Raw genomic sequence first — 19,008 nt, forward strand, 5'->3', positions numbered from 1 at the left:
GAAACCGCTTAGCGCCGATGGTAGTGTGGGGTCTCCCCATGTGAGAGTAGGTCATCGTCAGGCTTCTATCCCAAACCCCCAGCTTCGCGAGAAGCTGGGGGTTTTTCTTTGCCGCGAAGAAAATCACCGCGGACCACGCTAGTATTCCTATGAGACGCGTTCTCTTTAATGGCAGCAAGGGCCGTGACGCTAAAAGCCGACATCTCTATATTGCCTGTGGGTAATTAGGAGGAATTGGGGAAGGTGCGTTTACCATTGGATGATTTCTCGATCTACGGCTATGTTAGGTGGGCAATACATGGAAGTGGTTACCAAGGAGAAGATTCGATGCACACCGAACTATTGAAGAAAATGGCGATGGCAATGCTGGTGGGTTTCATGGCATTCGGCGTGGTCGCTTGCGATAACGACGAAGGCCCGGCCGAAGAGGCTGGTGAGTCCGTCGACAACGCAGTGGATAATGCTGGCGATGCCATGGAAGACGCGGGCAATGACATTCAGGACAAAGCGGAAGATGCGCAGAATTAATTCTGCCATGAAGTAGCGGTAGGCTAGTGATAAAAAAACTGGCCGCCGCTCCTTCAGCGGGGCCGAGCTGATAGTCCGGTCCGAAAAAGAAGCCCGAGTTCCGCATGAGTGGATCTCGGGCTTCTGTCATTCATGGCTGTCGAAAGGCTTTTCGCCTGGGTCACCCTGCCTGAGTCTTGCTCAGACAGGGTGATCGATGCGAGCGATCAGGAACCGTCACCTTTCGGCAGTGCATAGGCGATCACGTAGTCGCCGGAGGGGGTCTCCATGAAATGGTGCCCCGTGGCGACGATGACCACATACTGACGGCCGTTGGCTTCGTAAACCAGCGGATTGGCCTGACCGCCGGCCGGCAGCGGTGCTTGCCAAACGGTCTCGCCGCTTTCGATGTCGATGGCGCGGATCAGATCGTCGGTTGCTGCAGCAATGAATATCAGACCGCCTGCGGTGATCACGGAGCCGCCGTTGTTGGGAGTACCGATGTCGATCGGCAAGCCCGAGCGGATGCCCCAGGGGCCATTGGCACGGGCGGTACCCAGCGGGCGATCCCATAGTGTGTCGCCACTCGCCAGGTCGATGGCGCGGATATGGCCATACGGCGGCTGCTTGCAGAGCATGCCGGTGTAAGGCACGCGCCAGCCAGCATTGACATTGATCGCGTAAGGCGTGTTGGCTTGGGGGTCGCCCGCACCTTCGGCACCACCACTGTCTTCCTTCAGCTCTTCGCGCGGCACCCAGCCCAGCTTGTTGGCCACATCACGCGGCACCAGCTCGTTGTAGTTGGGCATATCGTTGTAGTTGGCGATGATCACGCCGCGGTGCGGATCGATCGCCACGCTGCCCCAGTCAGAGCCGCCGTTGTAACCGGTATACTGGATCCATGGCTGTTCGGCGGTGGGCGGCGTGTACATGCCTTCCCAGCTTGCCTGGCGATACTGGATCCGACAGAACAACTGATCGAATGGGGTCATGCCCCACATGTCTTTCTCGTCGATATCCGGCTGACGCAGCGTCGCGTAGAGCGAAAATGGCTGGGTTTCGCTGCGCTGCTCCGGTTCGGCACCGCCTTGAGGGACTGGGCGCTCTTCGGCACCACCGCCGAGCAGCTCGCCTGTCTCGCGATTGAAAACGTAGATGTCACCTTGCTTGGTCGGCATCACCAACGCCGGCACCTTGCCGTTGCCGGTAGGGAAGTCGATCAAGGTCGGTTGTGAACCAGGGTCGTAGTCCCAGACGTCCTTGTGGGCTGTCTGGAAATGCCATTTCGGCAGGCCCGTTTCGACATCGAGGGCGACCATCGAGCTGGCCCATTCGTTCTCTTCCGGTGTCCGCGAACTGCTCCAGTAATCGGCAGCGCTGTTCGCCATCGGCAGATAGACCAGCCCCAGTTTGCTGTCGCCAGCGGCGGTGGTCCACATGTTGGGGGAGCCACGCACGTAGGTTTCATCACCAGTCAACGGTTCGCTCTGATCCGGCCGGCCGGCATCCCAGGCCCACAGCAGCTCGCCAGTCACGACATCGTAACCCTTGATCACGCCGGAAGGCGGATAGCGGCGCTGGCCATCAAGGACCTGGTGGCCGGTAACCAGCACGTTGCGCACGACAACCGGGGCGGAATTGATGGAGACGTATCCATCTGGCGTTTCGCCCATGTTCCGCTTGATATCGACCTGGCCGTTGTCACCGAAATCGGCGCAGGGTTCGCCGGTAGCCGCATCGACTTCGATCAGGCGGCCATCCAGCGTGCCGGAGATGATGCGCGCCTGGCACGACGGGTCGTCATTTGCTGCAACAGCCGGTTGGCTCGATGCGGTGCCATCCGATGGCTGATCATTATCGCCACTCTGTTCGCCATTGACGGCCGTGGATTCGCCCTGAGCAGCGGGTTGATCGTTGGCTGCCGAAGAGCGATCGTCCGGTACCTCGTAGTACGTGACACCACGGCACGCAGCGGTATAGGGAATGGCGTCCTCGGAGACCTGGGGATCGTAGCGCCAGTTCTCCTCCCCGGTCGCGGCATTCAAGGAGATTAGAATATTGCGCGATGTGCAGAGGAATACATCGTCACCGACTTTGAGCGGTGTCGTCTCCGCACCCCAGCGATGGTCGAGCATATCGCCAGTGCGATATTGCCAGGCAACCTCGAGGTCGCCCACGTTGTCGGGGGTGATTTGGTCGGCAGGGGAGAATCTCGTCGCAGCCGAATCACGCCCATAAGCGGCCCAGTCTGCGTCTGCCGGAGTGTCGGCGGGTTGCGCATTGCCGACATCGGTCGAGAAAGACTCGTCGGCGACCGCTGGAATGTCCTCGAGGTGTTGATAACCTCGACCGGGCACGAATGCCAAGGCACCCGCGACGACCAGGCCGAGAAATAGCACGCCTGCCAGCGAGAAGCCGGCTTTGCGGGACGGGCCATTTTTGAGTGCGGGCGTGACGAGCGCAACCAGTATGGCGAGAATCAGCACGACATCCAGGCGTGGAATCCAGCGCCAGTAGTTCAGTCCCGATTCCCAAGCGGCCCACAAGAACGTTCCTACGAAGACGACACCATAAATAGCGGCGCCGGAGACTCTACCGCGAAATAGTTGAATGCCGGCAATCAGCATCAACACGCCGGCGACTAGGTAGTACCAGGAACCGCCTAAAGTCGCTAGATAAGCGCCACCGGCTCCCAGAGCCAGACCGACAAGCGCAACGATGATCCCGACGAGCCTTGCAAAAACGCTGCCAGCGCCGCGGGAAGAAGTCGTAGTGGCCACTGAACTCTCCCTTGAATGAAATATATTTAATCCGATTGACCGCATGCTCCGATGCGGCCGCTGACTTCATGCGACAAACTATTGCACCAAGTCAGCATAGTCATGGTAATTGAAGCTGACGATGAATTCAGTCCGAAAGCTGTTCAACCAGACATCCAGCTTCGAATGCCGTGTCGGTATATAAAGCGAAGGGCGCGGGGCGCAGCGGAGCGAGAGAAAGGCTTCGGAGTTCGATAGGATGGCGGTGTCGAGATGCTTGTATATTTTATACAAAAAGTCTAGGGTCTACAAAAGGCACAGTGTCGAAACGTAACTTTTCGTGGCAGGATGAATCGACGTCGCCTGGATCCCGGTTTCGAACGGAAGGGCGCAACGCCCGACCCCTTTGCAGTACGAACAAACAATAAGCGCTGAAGGGAGTAATCGTTGTATGAACAAATTTCTCAAGCTGGTCACCGCTACGACCGTCCTCAGTCTGGCCGCGGGGTCTCTGGCCGTGGCGCAGGAAGGTCCGATCGTCATCGGTGTGCAGGCGCCGACGACCGGTTCCGAGGCGACCTACGGCAAGGACATGTTCAATGCCATATCGCTGGCCGCGGACGAGATCAACGCCGATGGCGGGCTGCTGGATGGTCGCCAGATCGAGCTGATCACCGGGGACACCGCCTGCGATCCCCAGCAGTCGGTCAACGCAGCCAGTCGACTGGCATCGCAAGAGGTGGCGGGTGTCGTGGGCGGCTACTGCTCCGGTGCGACCCAGCCGACGCTCAAGACCTACGGCGACGCCAACATCCCGTTCGTCATCGTGGCGGCCAACTCGACCCAATTGATTCCGGCCAACCCTGGCAACGCAGTGATGATCAACTCCACCGGCGACGACCAGGCCAAGACCGCGCTCGATTTCTTCGAAGGCAAGGGCATCGAGAAGTTGGCCATCGTCAACCAGGGTGATGCCTATTCGCAGGATCTGGCCAACCTGACTCGCGATGCCTGGACCGGCGCCGGCCATACCGTCTCGGCCTTCGAGTACGTCAACAAGGGTGAGCAGGACTTTTCCGCACTGGTCAACAAGATCCGGGGCTCCGGCGCCGAGGCGGTATTCTGGACGGCCTACTACGCTGACGGCGGCCTGCTGATTCGCCAGCTACGTCAGCGCGGTTTCCAGGGCACCATCGCGGTGGGTGACGGCTCCAACTCGCCGGAGCTGTTCAATATCGCCGGGCAGGCCGCCGAGGGCGTGTTCGCATTCTCCAATCCGACGGCCGACTTCCTGCCGGCTGCCAAGCAGTTCGCCAGCGACTACCAGTCGAAATTCGGTAATGCACCGGGGCCTTACGCGCCGCTGGCCTACGATGGCATGCAGCTGATGGCCTGGGCCATCGACAAGGCCGGTTCCACCGATGGCGATGCCATCATCAAGGCGCTCAACAGTGCCGACGGCCAGGAGTGGCTGGCCGGTCCAATCTCTTTCACGCCGCAGCATACCCTGGCGCGAAGCAACTTCGTGGTGCTCGAGGGGCAGGACGGCAAGTGGACCCGCTACGAAAAATGACGGCTGCATCACCGGTTCGGGCTTCGGCTCGAACCGGTGGTGTTGGAACGCCTCGTAGAGTGTGACCTCCACGTCGCGTTCGTCTTTCTCATCCGCTGTTCGCTGGCCAGAGACAAACGCCATGACCTGGTACGATTCTTTTCTGCAGCAGTTCGTCGACGGGCTGGTGCTGGGCTCTTTCTATGCCCTGGTGGCGCTCGGTTACACCATGGTGTTCGGTGTCATCAAGCTGCTCAACTTCGCCCACGGCGACCTCTACATGACCGGCGCCTTCGCGGGGTTCGGCGGGCTCTCCCTGGTCTCCGGCTTTCTCGGGGCCGGCTGGCTCGGCATCTTCGTGGCCATGTTGCTGGCGATGCTCGCCGTCGGCTGCCTCGGGGTGGTGATCGAGCGCGTGGCATATCACCCGATGCTCGGCGCGCCTCGGCTGTCGATTCTGATCACCGCGCTTGCCGTGTCGCTGGGGCTGCAGAACGCAGCGCTGGCGATGACCGGTGGCCAGTACACCGCTTTCAGCACCGACCTTGGGTTCGGGGGCTTCAATCTCGGCAATCTCTTTCTTTCCTATAACCAGATCGTTCTGGTAACGACTGCCGCAGTGTTGATGATCGCGCTCGAGCTGTTCGTCTCCAGGACGCTCTACGGTCGAGCCATGCGTGCTGTCTCCATCGATAAGGACATGTGCCGGATGATGGGGATCAACGTCTCCGCCGTCATTGCGGTGACCTTCTTCATCGGTTCGGGACTGGCCGCCGCCGCAGGGACGATGGCAGGCGCCTATTACGGCAGCATCTGGTACTTCATGGGGTTTCTGATCGGGCTCAAGGCGTTCACCGCGGCGGTGATCGGCGGTATCGGCAGCATCACCGGGGCGATGCTGGGTGGTCTGATCCTGGGGTTGCTGGAGTCCTTCGGTACGCACATTCCGTTCATCGGCAGCGAGTGGAAGGATGTCTTCACCTTCTCGATTCTGATCCTGGTACTGGTGTTCAAGCCCACCGGCCTGCTGGGCAAATCCGAAGTGGAGAGGATGTGACATGGACAAGCATTCGCCACCGACGCGCCCCGATGTGGACGAGCATGACGCTCACAAGACGAAACCGCGCAATCCGCTCCAGAGACTCTATGCGGCCTTCGAGTCGCCGGGGCGGCGGCGGGCGCTTCACCTCACGATCCTGGCGATCCTGATCGTCACTCCGTGGATCTCGAGCCAGTACACCACGGTCATTCTGACCAACGCGCTGCTCTACGTGGTGCTGTGCCTGGGGTTGAACATCGTGGTCGGCTACGCCGGGCTGCTCGATCTCGGCTATGCGGCCTTCTTTGCGGTCGGTGCCTATACCGTCGGTATCCTGACCCAGCAGTTCGGCGTCAATTTCTGGGCCGCAATCCCCTTTGCCCTGATGGCGGCGGCGCTCGCCGGGGTCATCATCGGCGGGCCGACCTTGCGGCTGCGCAGCGACTATCTCGCCATCGTGACCCTGGGGTTCGGCGAGATCGTGCGCTTCACCGCCCGCAACCTGGAAATCACCGGCGGCGCCAGCGGGTTGTCGCACATCCCGGAACCGTCGCTGTTCGGCTGGCACATCGATAGTTCGATCGATTTCTATTATGTCTTCGTGGTACTGGCGGTGCTTGCCTATATCGCCAGCCAGCGGCTGTTCGACTCCCGTCTGGGCCGGGCATGGCTCTACGTGCGCCACGACGAGGATGCCGCCGAGGCGATGGGGATCAACCGGGTCGCGACCAAGCTGGCGGCCTATGTCACCGGCGCCATCTTCGGGGCCATCGGGGGGATCTTCTTCTCCGTGAACCTGGGCGCCATCTCGCCGGAGAGCTTCAGCTTCCAGCAATCCGTGCTGATTCTGCTGGCGGTGGTGCTCGGCGGCATGGGCAAGATACCCGGTGTCATCCTGGGGGCGTTCATCGTCGTGCTCGGCCCCGAGCTGCTGCGCGATTTCGGCACTCTGCGACTGCTGATATTCGCCGTGCTGCTGTTGCTGATCATGCTGTTCCGGCCGAGCGGTATCTGGCCCGAGAAGCGTTCATGAAAGGTACCTGCAAAAGGGCTGCGCTCGACGATACCGCGTTAAAACTGGCCTCGGAGTACTCATTTACCCGAGTAAACTCCGTCTCCTCGGCCATTTTTGCCTTGTCTCGCCTTCGCTCGCCTGTTCTGTAAGCACCTTTTCGAGGAGTTCTTGATGCTGCTGCAACTGAAACAGGTGTCGCTGAGCTTTGCCGGCAACACCGTACTGCACGACGTCGACTTCGGTGTCGACGCGGGACGTATCCATAGCCTGATCGGCCCCAATGGCGCCGGCAAGACGTCGATGTTCAACGTGATCACCGGCTTCTATCGACCCCAGCAGGGCGACATCACGCTGGATGGCGAGCGGATCGTCAAGCGCAAGCCTCATGCCGTGACCCGAATGGGCATCGCCCGGACCTTTCAGAACGTGCGGCTCTTTCGTGAGATGTCGGTGCTGGAAAATGTCATGGCGGGGCAGCACTGTCGCAGTCGAGCCGGTGCGTTGGCGGCCATTCTTCGGCTGCCGAGTCAGCGCGCCGAGGAGCGCCAGATTCTCGAGACCAGCCTCGAATGCCTCGATTTCGTCGGCCTGATGGGCCACCAGGAGCGACTGGCGACCAATCTCGCCTACGGCCACCAGCGCCGGGTCGAAATCGCCCGCGCCCTGGCCACCGAGCCCAAGCTTCTGTTGCTCGACGAGCCGGCGGCGGGCCTCAACAGCGGCGAGAAGCAGGCGCTGATCGAACTGATTCGGCGTATCCGCGACGAGCGCGGCGTTGCCGTGCTGCTGATCGAGCACGACATGAGCCTGGTGATGAATGTCTCCGAGCGCATCAGTGTGCTCGACCACGGCACTCTGATCACCGAGGGCGACCCCCATTCGGTGCAGAACGATCCCAAGGTGATTGAGGCCTATCTCGGCCAGGACGACGAGGAGCTGGCACTGTGATGCAGACGATCAACCGGACCGACGCGCCGGCAACCGGGACGCGACCGGGCAAGGTGCGTCTCGGCATCCGCGATGTCGAAGCCTTCTACGGCCAGATCCAGGCGCTGCGAGGTGTCTCGCTGGATGTCCACGAGGGGGAGATCGTGACCCTGCTGGGCAGCAACGGGGCCGGTAAGTCGACCACGCTCAAGACCATTTCCGGGCTGGTCCGGGCGCAGCGGGGCGAGGTCCAGCTCGAGGGTGAGTCGATCGCCAAGCTGGCGGCTCACGAGATCGCCCGGCGCGGCGTGGTTCACGTGCCCGAGGGCAGACGCATCCTGCGCGGGCTGACGGTCAAGGAGAACCTAGAACTGGGCGCGTTCACGGTCAAGGACAACGCGCTGCGCCGGCAACGACTCGACGAAGTCTACGAACTCTTTCCGATCCTGCACGAGCGCCGCCATCAGGATGGTTCGCTGCTCTCCGGCGGCCAGCAACAGATGCTGGCGATGGGGCGCGCGTTGATGCACGGCCCCAGCGTGATGCTGCTCGACGAGCCTTCGATGGGGCTGGCGCCCAAGCTCGTGACCGAGATCATGCGCATCATCAAGCGGCTCAACGAGGCTGGCACCACGATCCTGCTGGTCGAACAGAACGCGCGCCTGGCGTTGCGCCTGGCGCATTACGCCTACGTGATCGAGAACGGTAAGATTCGGATGCAGGGCGCGGCTGCTGAGCTTCGCCAGGACGAGTCGATCGTGAAGGCTTATCTGGGCGTTGGCGAGTAGCAGGCTCGGGAGTATCGAATGCAGACCAGTCGTGTGATTCACAGCGTCAGCTGTCACGCCGAAGGCGAAGTGGGGGACGTCATCGTGGGCGGGGTGGCGCCACCGCCTGGCGACACGCTGTGGGCGCAGTCGCGCTGGATCGCGTGCGACCGGACCCTGCGCGACTTCATGCTCAACGAGCCGCGTGGCGGCGTCTTCCGCCACGTCAACCTGCTGGTACCGGCCAAGGATCCCCGCGCACAGATGGGCTGGATCATCATGGAGCCGGAAGACACGCCGCCGATGTCCGGTTCCAACAGCCTGTGCGTGGCAACCGTACTGCTCGAGACCGGCATGCTTCCCATGCGGGAGCCGGAAACCCATCTCGTGCTCGAGGCCCCCGGTGGCGTGATAGAAGTCGTGGCGCGCTGCGAGAGTGGCCGCGTCCTCGACGTCACCGTGCGTAACCTGCCGGCCTTCGTCGACCAGCGGGATCTGCAACTGGAGGTCCCGGGGGTGGGCACGCTGCGCGTCGATACGGCTTTCGGCGGCGACAGCTTCGTGATCGTCGATGCCGAGGATCTCGGCTTCAGGCTGGTGCCGGACGAGGCGCGAGAACTGGTCGAAGTCGGTATCCGCATCACCGACGCGGTCAACGCGCAGTTCGGTTTCCACCATCCCGCCAATCCCGACTGGCGGCACGTCTCGTTCTGCCAGATCGCCGCACCGCTGACGCGGGAGGGCGACGCCTGGCTCGGACGCAATACGGTGGCGATCCAACCCGGCAAGCTCGACCGTTCACCCACCGGTACCGGCTGTTCGGCGCGCATGGCGTTGCTGCACGCCCAGGGCAAACTCGGATTGAACGAGACATTCATCGGCGAATCGATCATCGATTCACGGTTTGTCTGCCGACTCGACGGGACCACGCGCGTCGGCGACGTGGCAGCGGTCACGCCGCTGATCCGCGGGCGCGCTTTCATCACCGGCACCCACCAGCACACCCTCGATCCGCAGGATCCGTGGCCTGGCGGCTACCGGCTTGCCGACACCTGGCCACGAATCGGCGGGATGTGAGACGCCGGACCGCCGGTCACGATCAGGGGGTGGCGGGTTCGGGCTGTCGGTCGGGCTTGATATGCGGCCGCTCGGCCATGATGCGACCCAGCCGTTCCAGTGCCAGTTCGAGACGCTCCACCAGCCCCTCCAGTAGCACGCGGCGATCGGCGGGAACGTCGCCATGCTCGGCAATGGCTTCGTTCAGGCGCTTGCCCGCCTCGCGAATGCCTTGCGGCTGGCGGCCATTGGCGCTCTCCTCGAAGCCGCTGGCCAGCGCCCGCAGCAACTGGCGATGGGCACGCCGGATCACGGGATGCCGTGCGTCGTCGAGTCGATCGCGCAGGCGCAGCGTCGCGGTTCCCAGGTCCAGCCCGGTCAACCCGAGAATGAACAAGTGGCGTTGGTCTTCGGGCAACATGTCGTCGTGCTGCGCCAACTGCAGTATGCGATCGGCCATGTGGCCGCTGAAGTGGGTTTCGGCATCGCGTATAGAACGCCGCCGCAGGTGGCGGATATCTCTGGAGATGGCGTTGATCAGGCGGCGTCGGCGCAGACGCGTACCCAGTCCGGGCAGCAGCCGGAAACCCATCACCACGCAGGTCAGGCCGATGATCACCGCGACAGCTCGGTTGGCGAAGCTGTCGAAGGAGAAGTCCATGTTGTTGCCTGGCATGGTCAGCAGAATATTGAAAATCGTGAAGGCTAGACAGTAGCCCATCGTGGCCGGATTGGTCGCGCCGAGAAGTCCCAGGAACAGCGGCGTGCCGAACAGCATCGCCAGCATCGGAAAACCGTTGGCCTGCGACAGTAGTACGTGGCCGAACAGGAACGCACTGGGAATGGCGGCAAGCATGCCCTTGTAGAACATCATCGTGATCGCGACCGGATTGTCGCGGCTGGCGAAAAACGACGAGAACAGCGTGCCCAGCAGCATGGCGACCATGGCGCTGTTCCAGGCGGTGAGAATCCAGAAGGTGGCCAGCGTGCCGAACACCAGGCCGGAGCGCAGCGCGTTGATGCCGGCGGCGAGATGATCGCGATGCCAGGCCAGAGAGGTCGAGCGCAGCTTGTGCGTGCCGGGCGAGGCAATCGCCTCGCGGGCATCCAGCATCACCATGGCGTGACCGATCGATTCCCGAAGCCCCAGACGAGCGCGACGGTCCAGTGGCGCCATGCCCTCTTCATCGCTTTCATGCACGAGGTGGCGAAGTTCCTGGAGTTCCTGCCTGGCCTTTGGGACGCCCTTGACGTGCTCCGCCTCGCGGAAGCCCCGGGCGACCTGTCGTGCGATCTCGGCGCTGCGGGGATCCAGTTTGTCGGCGTGATCGTGCAGCATCTGATGCAGCGCCTGAAGGTTGGCCAGGAAACGCAGCGTTCGCCGGGTCAGCACGTGGGTAGCGCGAATTCGGCCCGGCCCCTCCGGCCCTTCGAAGCGTGCCGCCTGACTGTCCGTTTCCAGCACCGTCAACGGGCCGAGGCTGCCTCGCAACGCCTTCTGCATGGCGGGAATGTCGTCGCTGGCCTCCAGGCGCAGGGCGGCATTCTCGAATGCTTCGTTGATGACAGTGTCGGCCTGCGACGAGAGATGTTTGCCGACCCGGGAAGGCCACAGTAGCGAACTGACCAGGGTGGCGCAGATGGCGCCCAGGCCCAGTTCCGATAGCCGCGCCACCGCGATGTTGAAGATGCCGCCGGGCGTGCTGCCATTGGAGATCACCACGATCAGCATGGCGGTGACGGCCGCCATCAGGCAGCCGTAGGTATAGTTATTGCGCCATAGCGAGCCGACGTAGGTACACAGCATGATCCATAGCGTCAGGGTGATCAGCGCCGGAATTCTGGCCTGGGCGAAGAGCGCCATGATAGCGATACCCGCCACGGCACCGATGAAGGTACCGCTGATCTGGCAGATACCTTTCTCGATCACCATGCCGCTCATCGGTCGAATCTGCAGAAAGGCGGCCGAAATCAACGCCCAGTAGGGGCGGTCGAGATTGAACCAGAGCGCCAGATAGAGCGCGATCATCATCGCCACGGTCGTCTTGATGGCGAACTTGACCGCCGTGGCATCGGGCATCAGGTAAGTCTTGACGAGCGGCGGCATGATGCTCACTGCGGCGCTTCGGCGGCGTTCTCTGCCGGAACCGCACCGGTCGACTGTACCTGCTCCGTCGGCCGTCGATCGGCAGACCGGCTGCTCGGCGTGGCGGTGCTGGCGGGTTCATTGGCGTGCTCGGTTGGATGGTCGCCGTCCGCATGCTGAATTCTGACAGTCGCGGTCATCCCTGCGCTGAGCAGCGTGTCGTCCGGGATATCGTCCAGAGTGACACGAACTGGAATGCGTTGAGCCAGTCGTACCCAGTTGAAGGTGGGCTGGACCTGCGGCAACAGCTGGTTGTTGAGACTCGTGTTGGTGTCGGCGATGCCGCGACCGATACCGGCGACATGGCCACGCAGGTGCGTATCGCCGTTCATCAGAATCACCTCCGCCGGATCGCCGACGTCGATGGAGGACATCTTGGTCTCCTCGAAATAGCCCATGATGTAGTAGGAGTCCGACTGTACCAGCGCCATCACCGGGGTACCGCGAGTCACGTAGTTGCCGGCGGCCAGCTGCAGGTTGAGCACATGACCGCTGATCGGTGCCACGACGCGGGTGCGCTCCAGGTCGAGCTTGGCGCTGGCCAGGTCGGCCTGGGCCTGCTTGAGATTGGCGGCGGCGACGCGACTGTTGATCTGGGCGATCTGACGATCTTCCGCGCTGATCGAGCGGCTGCTCAGCTGGTTGCGACGCTGGGCTTCCGTCTGGCGCAGCTGGAGGGTGGCCTCGCGATTCTCCACCGTGGCCTGGGCCTGATCCAGGGCCGCCTGGTAACGCGCGGGATCGATTTCGAACAGCGTATCGCCCTTGGCGACGAAGCCGGTGTCGTTGACGTTCAGCGTGCGGACCCAACCGGAAACGTCCGGGGCGATGGTAACGACCTCCGCGCGCACGCGGGCATCGCGCGTCCATGGCGTGAAGAGGTAGTAGTTCCATAGCCAGACACCGGCGGCCACGGCGAGCGCGACGATGACGAGGGTCATGAGGATACGTAGCGAATTGCGCATCAAGTACTCTCGAGCAGGACGGAAAACAGAAAAGTGATACCGGCAGTGAACAGCACGAACAGCGAGACGTCGAACCAGGCTTCGTACCACAGCGCGCGCTGCCCGACCACCCAGTGCAGCAACGAACGAAGGATGACGGTCGCGACGAAGCCGAACAGGGTGTAGAGCAGCAAGGGACTGATGAAGATCCCGCCGACGGCGATTTCCTGTATACCCATATTTCCCCTGTGGCGATGGCGTGACAAATGGATAATATTAGCACGCTATTTAAGTTGTTGTCAGAGACATGGGGGCACGAGCGTGACGTCTGTCGAGCAGTCTAGCTGGAAACCGGGGACTCGAGCACCAACCGGAGATTTTCGACTCGATTCGAGAGCCGGCCTCGCCAATCGATGCATCATGGAGCGGGGATGGCGTCTCAAATCTCGTCGAACTCCGAGGGAGTAAACTCGACGGGGGGCAGATGGCAACATCGGTTGCGACCTTCTGACTTGGCTCGGTAGAGAGCACGGTCGGCTCGCATCATCAGGCTCTTGAGACTATCGCTCTCGTGGCGCTGGGTGAGACCGATACTCAGCGTCATCGATAGCGTTATGTCATCATTCACGATCAAGGGGGCTCCGGCGACGGCGGCGCGCAAGCGTTCGGCCGTCAGGGCGACGGCTTCGGGGGACATGCCCGAGAGCATGACGGCGAACTCCTCGCCACCGATGCGGCCGAGCAGGGCGTCGTCCTGCATCAGGTCACCGAGCTGGCGGGCCAGTGCGCGTAGCGCCTGATCTCCTATCGGATGGCCATATTCGTCGTTGATCCGCTTGAAGTGGTCGATATCGATCAACAGCACGCTCAGCGGGGCGCGCCGCTCCCGGCGTAGTTGCATCACCGCGGCACGCAACAGCGCTCGCCGGTTATAGAGGCCGGTCAGGGCGTCGGTGGAGGCCAGCTGCTGTAGCTCGTGCTCCATCGCCTTGCGCCGGGTGATGTCGAGACTCCAGATCAGCCACGCGGATTGGGCATGAATGCGCAACGGCCTCGCGCTCAGCAGGGCCCAGTAAGGCGAGCTCGGGCAGAGCCGCGCCTCCATCTGATGCAAGGTCTCCCCGCGGCCCAGTCGCGCGACGAGCTGTCGATAGTCGTCGCCATTATCGAACAGTGCCTCGAGGTGGAAGTCCTCGGCACGCCGGGTACCCGTCTGGGTCAGCAGGTCGTCGCTCACGTAGAACACCCGTCGCTGGTCGGCGCTGATCAGGGTGACATCGCTCGGCGTCGAGTCGAGAATCGTACGCAGTAGCGCCTCGCGCTCGTGCAGCAGGCGTGTGCGACTCTGAACGCGACGCTCCAGTGAGCTGTTGAGCGCCTGCAGTTCTCCGGCGAGGCGTTGTGAGCGCCGCTGTGAGCTCAGAATGCGTAGCGCAAGAATGAGGCAGCCACAGGCCAGCAGCATCAGTGTGACGGTCAGCCAGTGAAACGTTTGCTGCAGCGATTGGCGCTCCCTGTCGAGCTGCGCCGCGACGGCGATATTGGAGACGACGATCAGGTCATGCGCCGGACGCAATTGCGCCGGCAGCTCGGCCAGCATATCGGCGGCCACGCGCCTGGCGCTGGCCTGGTCCTGCCAGTTCAACCGCTGCATCCAGCCCGCGCTGAGCGAATCGAGACGCTCGATCGTCTCGTGTACTTCGGGCCTGGGTTGCGGCAGATAGTCGAAGACGGGGGTGTGGCGGAAAGGATCGAGAGTGTTGCGCATGACGCCCAGGCGCAGGATCAGCGAGGTGGCGCCGGCCTGGCCGTCATCGACGGCGTGGGCGGTGTCGAGCAGACGCTGTAGTTCCGAGCGCAACTGGTAGCTCTGCCACACTTCGGTGTGCAGGCCGGGGGAGGCGTAGTCATCGCCTTTCTCCGAGATCAGCCTGAGTCCCGCAAGCGAGGCGACGATCATGGCGGCGGCGAGCGCGATCAACAGTATGACCGGCCAGCGCCGGCCCTTGCCGGTTGCTGCGACGTCTGGTCCGGTCACTGTAGCTGCAGTTCGCTCAGTTGCCATACGGTGCGGCTGTAGTAGGTGCGCTCGTGAAGTTCGGGATAGTCGGTGTAGGGGTACATGACGACCAGCGGCCCATAACGGTCGACGGCGAGATACTGGCCGTTTCGGCGGTAGGCGACGATGGGATCGTAGTGCTCCAGGTCCGAACGGGGAATGATGTCGCTGTAGTCGTCGAGGCCCACGGCGAGCATCCTGTCGGGCGCGGCGATCGACTGGCTTCCCAGCAGGACGTTCATCGATACCCCTGACCAGCGAGCCTCGGGATCGCTGGTGTCCGGGATCGAACCCGTGACCTCGCGACTGGGCAACGCTTCCAGGCTCGATAGCGTGAACGACGCCAGCACCTGTCCGCGGGAATCGACGAGCGTCAGTAGCGGCATGTCCGCGGGGTAGGGCGGCTCATCCGCCCTTACTGGCAATGGCGACAACGCGATCAGTACTCCGACGATGAGTGGGCGTAACATGATGGCGACTCCCGGACTTTCTTGTGTTATCGGCATGGCGACGGTTTTCGGGGTTGTCGTCCTGGCGCCTTCGACACCCTGTTTCAGGCGTTGGCGTCAGCTATCAGAATGCGGGAGAACTTGACGATCTCATCGCGGCGATCATCCCATCCCAGATGACGCCAGAAGCGGTGGGCATCGTGGTTGTCTGCCAGTGTGTCGAGATGCACTTTCTCGATGCCCGCTTCCAGCAGTGCCGCCAGACAGTGATCGACCATCGCTCGGGCCAGTCCCAAATGGCGATAGTCCGGGTCGACCATGACATGCTGCAGGTAGCCGCGGCGGCCATCGTGTCCCGCCATGGCGCAGCCCACGATGCCGTCTCCGACGGCAGGTCGCGCGACGAAGCTCAGCCCGGGATTTCGCGCGAGATAGCGCTGCGTTGCCGCGTAGCCATCGGCATTTCTGAGCACCACGCCCGGGGTGCGCGACATCATCGCGGCGAAGTCCGCGTGATCGTCGATGGTCATGGGCAGAATGTCGGGTATTGGACCGGATTTCATGAGGCAGGACTCGATCTACGGTGGCGGCTAAAGCGAATATTGATGACGGCCAGCCCGGCGACGACCATGGCGCCGCCAGCTACCTTATTGATGCCCAGCGGGTCGTCGAGCAGCCATACCCCGAGAATGACGGCGAAGACCGGCATCAGCAGAGTCAATGGTACAACGCGGCTGACGGGATGCTTTTGCAGGAGCCAGTACCAGAGTCCGTAGGCGGCGATCGATGACATCACGGCGGTATACACGACCGCCCCCCAGCCGGCCAGACCAGCGTTCTGCAAGGCGTGCCACTGGTCGTCTTCGAATAGCCAACTGCCCGCAGCGACCAGCGGTATCGCGAACAGTGAGATCCAGCCGGTCATGGTCAACGGGGCAATCGGCGGCGCGAGTTTGATGATCATGGTCGAGACAGCCCAGAAGAGGGCGCTGGCGAGCAGCAGGGCGGTCGAGGCCGGCGGCGGCAATGATGGGCCTCCGGCCAGGACGACGACACCACCGAAGGCAAGAATCAAGCCGAAGATTCGCCGCGGGCCAAGCTTTTCCTTGAGAAAGATCGCAGCCAGCAGCGTGGCAAAGGGCGTACCCATCTGCACCAGCAGGGCGCCGGTGCCAGCCTCCGAGTGCTGCAGGCCGAGGAACAGCAGCGGGAAGTGCAGGCCGCCGAAGGTGATGGCCAGCAGCAGGATCCAGGCGAGCTGCTGACGCGAGATGCGAGTGAACGGCACGATCAGCACGGCGACCAGAATGAAGCGGAGTACCGTCACCAGCAGCGGCGGCAGATCCTCGATGCCGAGCTTGATCACGATGATATTGAAAGCCCAGATGGCGATGATACCCAGGCCGATCAGTAAATCCTTGAGAGGCACGTGCAGTACTCGTCATTGAAAGGCGTCGTTGAAAGTGGCGCCGGATGGCCCATTGTCTCAGCGACTCGAGCGAGAGCAAGGTTATTTTGAGATGTCACCTCACACCGAGCGCTTCAGCGGGCGGTCACCGGGTAGAGGAATCGGCATTCCTCAGCTCGATGAATGCGTTACCCTACGCAAAGCTGACCCATACTCCTTGCTACTTCTTCTGAAATCCTCGCACTCGAGAGTCCAATCCATGATCAAGGGAATCATCTTCTGCGTCTGTTTTCTCGTCGCCCAGTTGTTCGTGCTGTCCTACATCGATCACCGACACGGGAGCGGCGAGTCCGCTACGCGCCAGGCGACCACGGCGCAGAACAGCCAGCGTCAGCGTGAGTCCGACGAGGAGGAGAAGGCTTGACGGTCAGCCTGGCGACCAGGGAGGGAGAGACATGGTGTCGAGAGCCGTAGTTCACGCCGCCTGGGTGTTGTCGACGCTGGTCACGATGCCGGTCTGGGGGGAAACACTGCCGCGCCAGGCCCTGGCCCTCGACAATGGCGAACGCACGTACACGCTGCAGGTCGAGGTCGCCGAGACTCCGCAGCAGCGTTCACGAGGTCTGATGGAGCGCGATTCGCTTCCCGCCGACGCAGGGATGCTTTTTCTATACGGCGTCGAACAGCCGGCGACGAGCGCCTATTGGATGTATCGAACGCGGATTCCTCTGGATATCGCCTTCATCGACGGGGACGGCGTGATACGCTCGCTGAAGACCATGTCTCCTTGCCGCGCCGAGTCGTCGAGTCAATGCCCCGTCTACCCGGCGGGGGCGCGCTTCCGGGCCGCACTGGAAGCCAATGCAGGCTACTTCGTCGAACGCCGGATCGAGGTGGGCGACCGTATCGAGCTGGCGCCCTGGATGGAATCACCATGACGCGCATTCGCTTCCGGCATGAGTCATTCCGATAATGGTGGTCGGGAGGCGGCCCATGTCCCCGGGATCACCGGAAAAGCCCTCAGTGACGGTGTCCGGGGATTGACCGATAGGTCGGTTCTTGCCTGAGAGGGCGGAATCCGTGCCTTCCGATGGTTTTTCCGGCCAAAAACTCGCTATATGATAGCGCGCCGTCGGGGCTAAGTTATGTTGCAATGGGTAAGTCACGGGCACGGTGCGATCTGAATCACACCCTGATGCACGCCGGTCGGCCTGTTGTCTTCGCGATCGGAACGCCGATCAACACAATAAACGGGAAATATTCGAGGTATGCGCATGAAACGCCACGCATTAACCGCAGCCGTTCTCTCCTCCGCCCTGATGGGCGCCGTATCGATCTCCACGCCGGCCATGGCGCAGGATCAGCAGTACATCACCATCGGCACCGGTGGTCAGACCGGGGTCTACTACGTCGTCGGCCAGTCCGTCTGCCGGATGGTCAATCGCAGCGCCGAGGAGAGCGGCATTCGGTGTAACGCGCCGTCCACCGGTGGCTCCGTTGCCAACATCAACGGCATCAAGTCCGGCGAACTGAACATGGGGGTCGCTCAGTCCGACGTCCAGTTCAATGCCTACAACGGCAAGGCGCAGTTCGATCAGCCGATGGAGAACCTGCGCTCGGTCTTCTCGCTCCACGGTGAGCCGCTGACCATCCTAGCGCGCAAGGATGCCGACATTAACTCCATCCAGGACCTGAAAGGCAAGCGCGTCAATATCGGTAACCCGGGCTCCGGCCAGCGCGCCACCATGGAAGTGCTGATGGATGCGGAAGGCTGGGACACCAGCGTCTTCTCGCTATCTTCCGAGCTCGGTGCCGCCGAGATGGCCTCAGCGCTGGCCGACAACAACATAGATGCCATGGCATACGTGGTCGGTCACCCCAACGGCGCCATCCAGGAAGCGACCACCACCGTCGCCTCCAACCTGGTCCCGTTGAACGACGATGCCGTCAAAGGACTGGTCGATGAGTTCCCCTACTACAGCATGTCCACCATTCCAGGCGGCATGTACGAGGGCAACCCGGACGACGTCGAGACCTTCGGTGTCCGCGCGACCTTCGTGACGTCCGCCGACGTCGACGACGAGGTCGTCTACCAGACGGTCAAGGCCGTGTTCGACAACTTCGATCGCTTCAAGCGCCTGCACCCCGCGTTCGCCAACCTGACGCCGGAAGACATGATCAGCCAGGGCCTCTCCGCCCCGCTGCATGAAGGGGCCAAGCGCTACTACAAGGAGCAGGGCTGGTTGTAACGGCTCGACGTCATTCTCGAGAGACGTCGTTGACACTCTGGCGCGGTGGTTGTCTGCAACCGCCGCGCCGTTGGATGGAATCCCCGCGACGATGATCGTCGCATCGAATCAGGCGTGAACCGATAATCGTG

The 19,008-nt window shown here is 62.3% G+C and carries 18 protein-coding genes; 10 read left to right on the forward strand and 8 right to left on the reverse strand.

Annotation, left to right across the window (positions count from 1 at the left end; all coding sequences use genetic code 11):
• Window positions 1-327 precede the first annotated feature (327 nt).
• Window positions 328-528 (forward strand): hypothetical protein, encoded by a 201-nt coding sequence (locus F0A16_RS17850; RefSeq protein WP_149436777.1) that lies wholly within the window; start codon window positions 328-330, stop codon window positions 526-528.
• 206 nt (window positions 529-734) lie between these two features.
• Here the strand turns inward: F0A16_RS17850 and F0A16_RS17855 are convergent, their stop codons facing one another.
• A complete protein-coding gene (locus tag F0A16_RS17855; protein ID WP_420853084.1) occupies window positions 735-3,287 on the reverse strand; it encodes a membrane-bound PQQ-dependent dehydrogenase, glucose/quinate/shikimate family in 2,553 nt (850 codons plus the stop codon).
• A gap of 430 nt (window positions 3,288-3,717) precedes the next feature.
• On the opposite strand from F0A16_RS17855, the gene F0A16_RS17860 reads away from it, so the two are divergent.
• From F0A16_RS17860 to F0A16_RS17885, 6 genes are all read left to right on the forward strand, one after another.
• On the forward strand, window positions 3,718-4,839 hold the full coding sequence (locus F0A16_RS17860; protein ID WP_149436781.1) for a branched-chain amino acid ABC transporter substrate-binding protein: 1,122 nt from the start codon (window positions 3,718-3,720) through the stop codon (window positions 4,837-4,839).
• 121 nt (window positions 4,840-4,960) lie between these two features.
• Window positions 4,961-5,875: a branched-chain amino acid ABC transporter permease gene (locus F0A16_RS17865; protein WP_149436783.1), complete on the forward strand. Its 915-nt coding sequence runs from the start codon at window positions 4,961-4,963 to the stop codon at window positions 5,873-5,875.
• A 1-nt stretch (window position 5,876) separates the two neighbouring features.
• On the forward strand, window positions 5,877-6,890 hold the full coding sequence (locus tag F0A16_RS17870) for a branched-chain amino acid ABC transporter permease (protein ID WP_239023879.1): 1,014 nt from the start codon (window positions 5,877-5,879) through the stop codon (window positions 6,888-6,890).
• Between the two features lie 153 nt (window positions 6,891-7,043).
• Window positions 7,044-7,820: an ABC transporter ATP-binding protein gene (locus tag F0A16_RS17875; RefSeq protein ID WP_149436785.1), complete on the forward strand. Its 777-nt coding sequence runs from the start codon at window positions 7,044-7,046 to the stop codon at window positions 7,818-7,820.
• On the forward strand, window positions 7,820-8,587 hold the full coding sequence (locus F0A16_RS17880) for an ABC transporter ATP-binding protein (RefSeq protein ID WP_149436787.1): 768 nt from the start codon (window positions 7,820-7,822) through the stop codon (window positions 8,585-8,587). The genes F0A16_RS17875 and F0A16_RS17880 overlap by 1 nt, the downstream gene beginning before the upstream one ends.
• An 18-nt stretch (window positions 8,588-8,605) precedes the next feature.
• Entirely contained in the window at window positions 8,606-9,643 is a 1,038-nt protein-coding gene (locus tag F0A16_RS17885) for a trans-3-hydroxy-L-proline dehydratase (protein WP_149436789.1), read from the forward strand.
• 22 nt (window positions 9,644-9,665) lie between these two features.
• Here the strand turns inward: F0A16_RS17885 and F0A16_RS17890 are convergent, their stop codons facing one another.
• The 7 genes from F0A16_RS17890 to F0A16_RS17920 form a co-directional block, all read right to left on the reverse strand.
• Window positions 9,666-11,729 (reverse strand): FUSC family protein, encoded by a 2,064-nt coding sequence (locus F0A16_RS17890; protein ID WP_149436791.1) that lies wholly within the window; start codon window positions 11,727-11,729, stop codon window positions 9,666-9,668.
• A 5-nt stretch (window positions 11,730-11,734) separates the two neighbouring features.
• A complete protein-coding gene (locus F0A16_RS17895; RefSeq protein ID WP_149436793.1) occupies window positions 11,735-12,733 on the reverse strand; it encodes an efflux RND transporter periplasmic adaptor subunit in 999 nt (332 codons plus the stop codon).
• Window positions 12,733-12,951, reverse strand: coding sequence for a DUF1656 domain-containing protein (locus F0A16_RS17900; protein ID WP_149436795.1), 219 nt, complete (start codon window positions 12,949-12,951; stop codon window positions 12,733-12,735). The genes F0A16_RS17895 and F0A16_RS17900 overlap by 1 nt, the downstream gene beginning before the upstream one ends.
• A 200-nt stretch (window positions 12,952-13,151) precedes the next feature.
• The gene (locus tag F0A16_RS17905) at window positions 13,152-14,750 is read right to left on the reverse strand and encodes a GGDEF domain-containing protein (protein ID WP_187776067.1); all 1,599 of its coding nucleotides are present in this window, start codon (window positions 14,748-14,750) and stop codon (window positions 13,152-13,154) included.
• Window positions 14,747-15,241, reverse strand: a complete 495-nt coding sequence (locus tag F0A16_RS17910) for a putative pterin-binding protein (RefSeq protein WP_149436799.1) — start codon at window positions 15,239-15,241, stop codon at window positions 14,747-14,749. The genes F0A16_RS17905 and F0A16_RS17910 overlap by 4 nt, the downstream gene beginning before the upstream one ends.
• A gap of 83 nt (window positions 15,242-15,324) precedes the next feature.
• Complete coding sequence (locus tag F0A16_RS17915) at window positions 15,325-15,783, reverse strand: GNAT family N-acetyltransferase (RefSeq protein WP_223119821.1); 459 nt, start codon at window positions 15,781-15,783, stop codon at window positions 15,325-15,327.
• Window positions 15,780-16,649: a DMT family transporter gene (locus F0A16_RS17920; protein WP_149436801.1), complete on the reverse strand. Its 870-nt coding sequence runs from the start codon at window positions 16,647-16,649 to the stop codon at window positions 15,780-15,782. Before F0A16_RS17920 ends, F0A16_RS17915 begins: the two co-directional genes overlap by 4 nt.
• Window positions 16,650-16,887: 238 nt before the next feature.
• Here F0A16_RS17920 and F0A16_RS21805 point away from each other — a divergent pair, with 238 nt between their 5' ends.
• From F0A16_RS21805 to F0A16_RS17930, 3 genes are all read left to right on the forward strand, one after another.
• Window positions 16,888-17,052, forward strand: a complete 165-nt coding sequence (locus F0A16_RS21805; RefSeq protein WP_187776068.1) for a hypothetical protein — start codon at window positions 16,888-16,890, stop codon at window positions 17,050-17,052.
• A 31-nt stretch (window positions 17,053-17,083) separates the two neighbouring features.
• Window positions 17,084-17,566 (forward strand): DUF192 domain-containing protein, encoded by a 483-nt coding sequence (locus tag F0A16_RS17925; protein WP_149436803.1) that lies wholly within the window; start codon window positions 17,084-17,086, stop codon window positions 17,564-17,566.
• 336 nt (window positions 17,567-17,902) lie between these two features.
• On the forward strand, window positions 17,903-18,877 hold the full coding sequence (locus F0A16_RS17930; protein WP_149436804.1) for a TAXI family TRAP transporter solute-binding subunit: 975 nt from the start codon (window positions 17,903-17,905) through the stop codon (window positions 18,875-18,877).
• The last annotated feature ends 131 nt before the right edge of the window (window positions 18,878-19,008 follow it).

The sequence above is a fragment of the Salinicola corii genome (assembly GCF_008298015.1).
Lineage (GTDB): Bacteria > Pseudomonadota > Gammaproteobacteria > Pseudomonadales > Halomonadaceae > Salinicola > Salinicola corii.

Coding starts and splice junctions, on each gene's coding strand:
- F0A16_RS17850 (WP_149436777.1), top strand. CDS start 328: ATGCACACCGAACTATTGAAGAAAATGGCGATGGCAATGCTGGTGGGT.
- F0A16_RS17860 (WP_149436781.1), top strand. CDS start 3,718: ATGAACAAATTTCTCAAGCTGGTCACCGCTACGACCGTCCTCAGTCTG.
- F0A16_RS17865 (WP_149436783.1), top strand. CDS start 4,961: ATGACCTGGTACGATTCTTTTCTGCAGCAGTTCGTCGACGGGCTGGTG.
- F0A16_RS17870 (WP_239023879.1), top strand. CDS start 5,877: ATGGACAAGCATTCGCCACCGACGCGCCCCGATGTGGACGAGCATGAC.
- F0A16_RS17875 (WP_149436785.1), top strand. CDS start 7,044: ATGCTGCTGCAACTGAAACAGGTGTCGCTGAGCTTTGCCGGCAACACC.
- F0A16_RS17880 (WP_149436787.1), top strand. CDS start 7,820: ATGCAGACGATCAACCGGACCGACGCGCCGGCAACCGGGACGCGACCG.
- F0A16_RS17885 (WP_149436789.1), top strand. CDS start 8,606: ATGCAGACCAGTCGTGTGATTCACAGCGTCAGCTGTCACGCCGAAGGC.
- F0A16_RS17890 (WP_149436791.1), bottom strand. CDS start 11,729: ATGCCGCCGCTCGTCAAGACTTACCTGATGCCCGATGCCACGGCGGTC.
- F0A16_RS17895 (WP_149436793.1), bottom strand. CDS start 12,733: ATGCGCAATTCGCTACGTATCCTCATGACCCTCGTCATCGTCGCGCTC.
- F0A16_RS17900 (WP_149436795.1), bottom strand. CDS start 12,951: ATGGGTATACAGGAAATCGCCGTCGGCGGGATCTTCATCAGTCCCTTG.
- F0A16_RS17910 (WP_149436799.1), bottom strand. CDS start 15,241: ATGTTACGCCCACTCATCGTCGGAGTACTGATCGCGTTGTCGCCATTG.
- F0A16_RS17915 (WP_223119821.1), bottom strand. CDS start 15,783: ATGAAATCCGGTCCAATACCCGACATTCTGCCCATGACCATCGACGAT.
- F0A16_RS21805 (WP_187776068.1), top strand. CDS start 16,888: ATGATCAAGGGAATCATCTTCTGCGTCTGTTTTCTCGTCGCCCAGTTG.
- F0A16_RS17925 (WP_149436803.1), top strand. CDS start 17,084: ATGGTGTCGAGAGCCGTAGTTCACGCCGCCTGGGTGTTGTCGACGCTG.
- F0A16_RS17930 (WP_149436804.1), top strand. CDS start 17,903: ATGAAACGCCACGCATTAACCGCAGCCGTTCTCTCCTCCGCCCTGATG.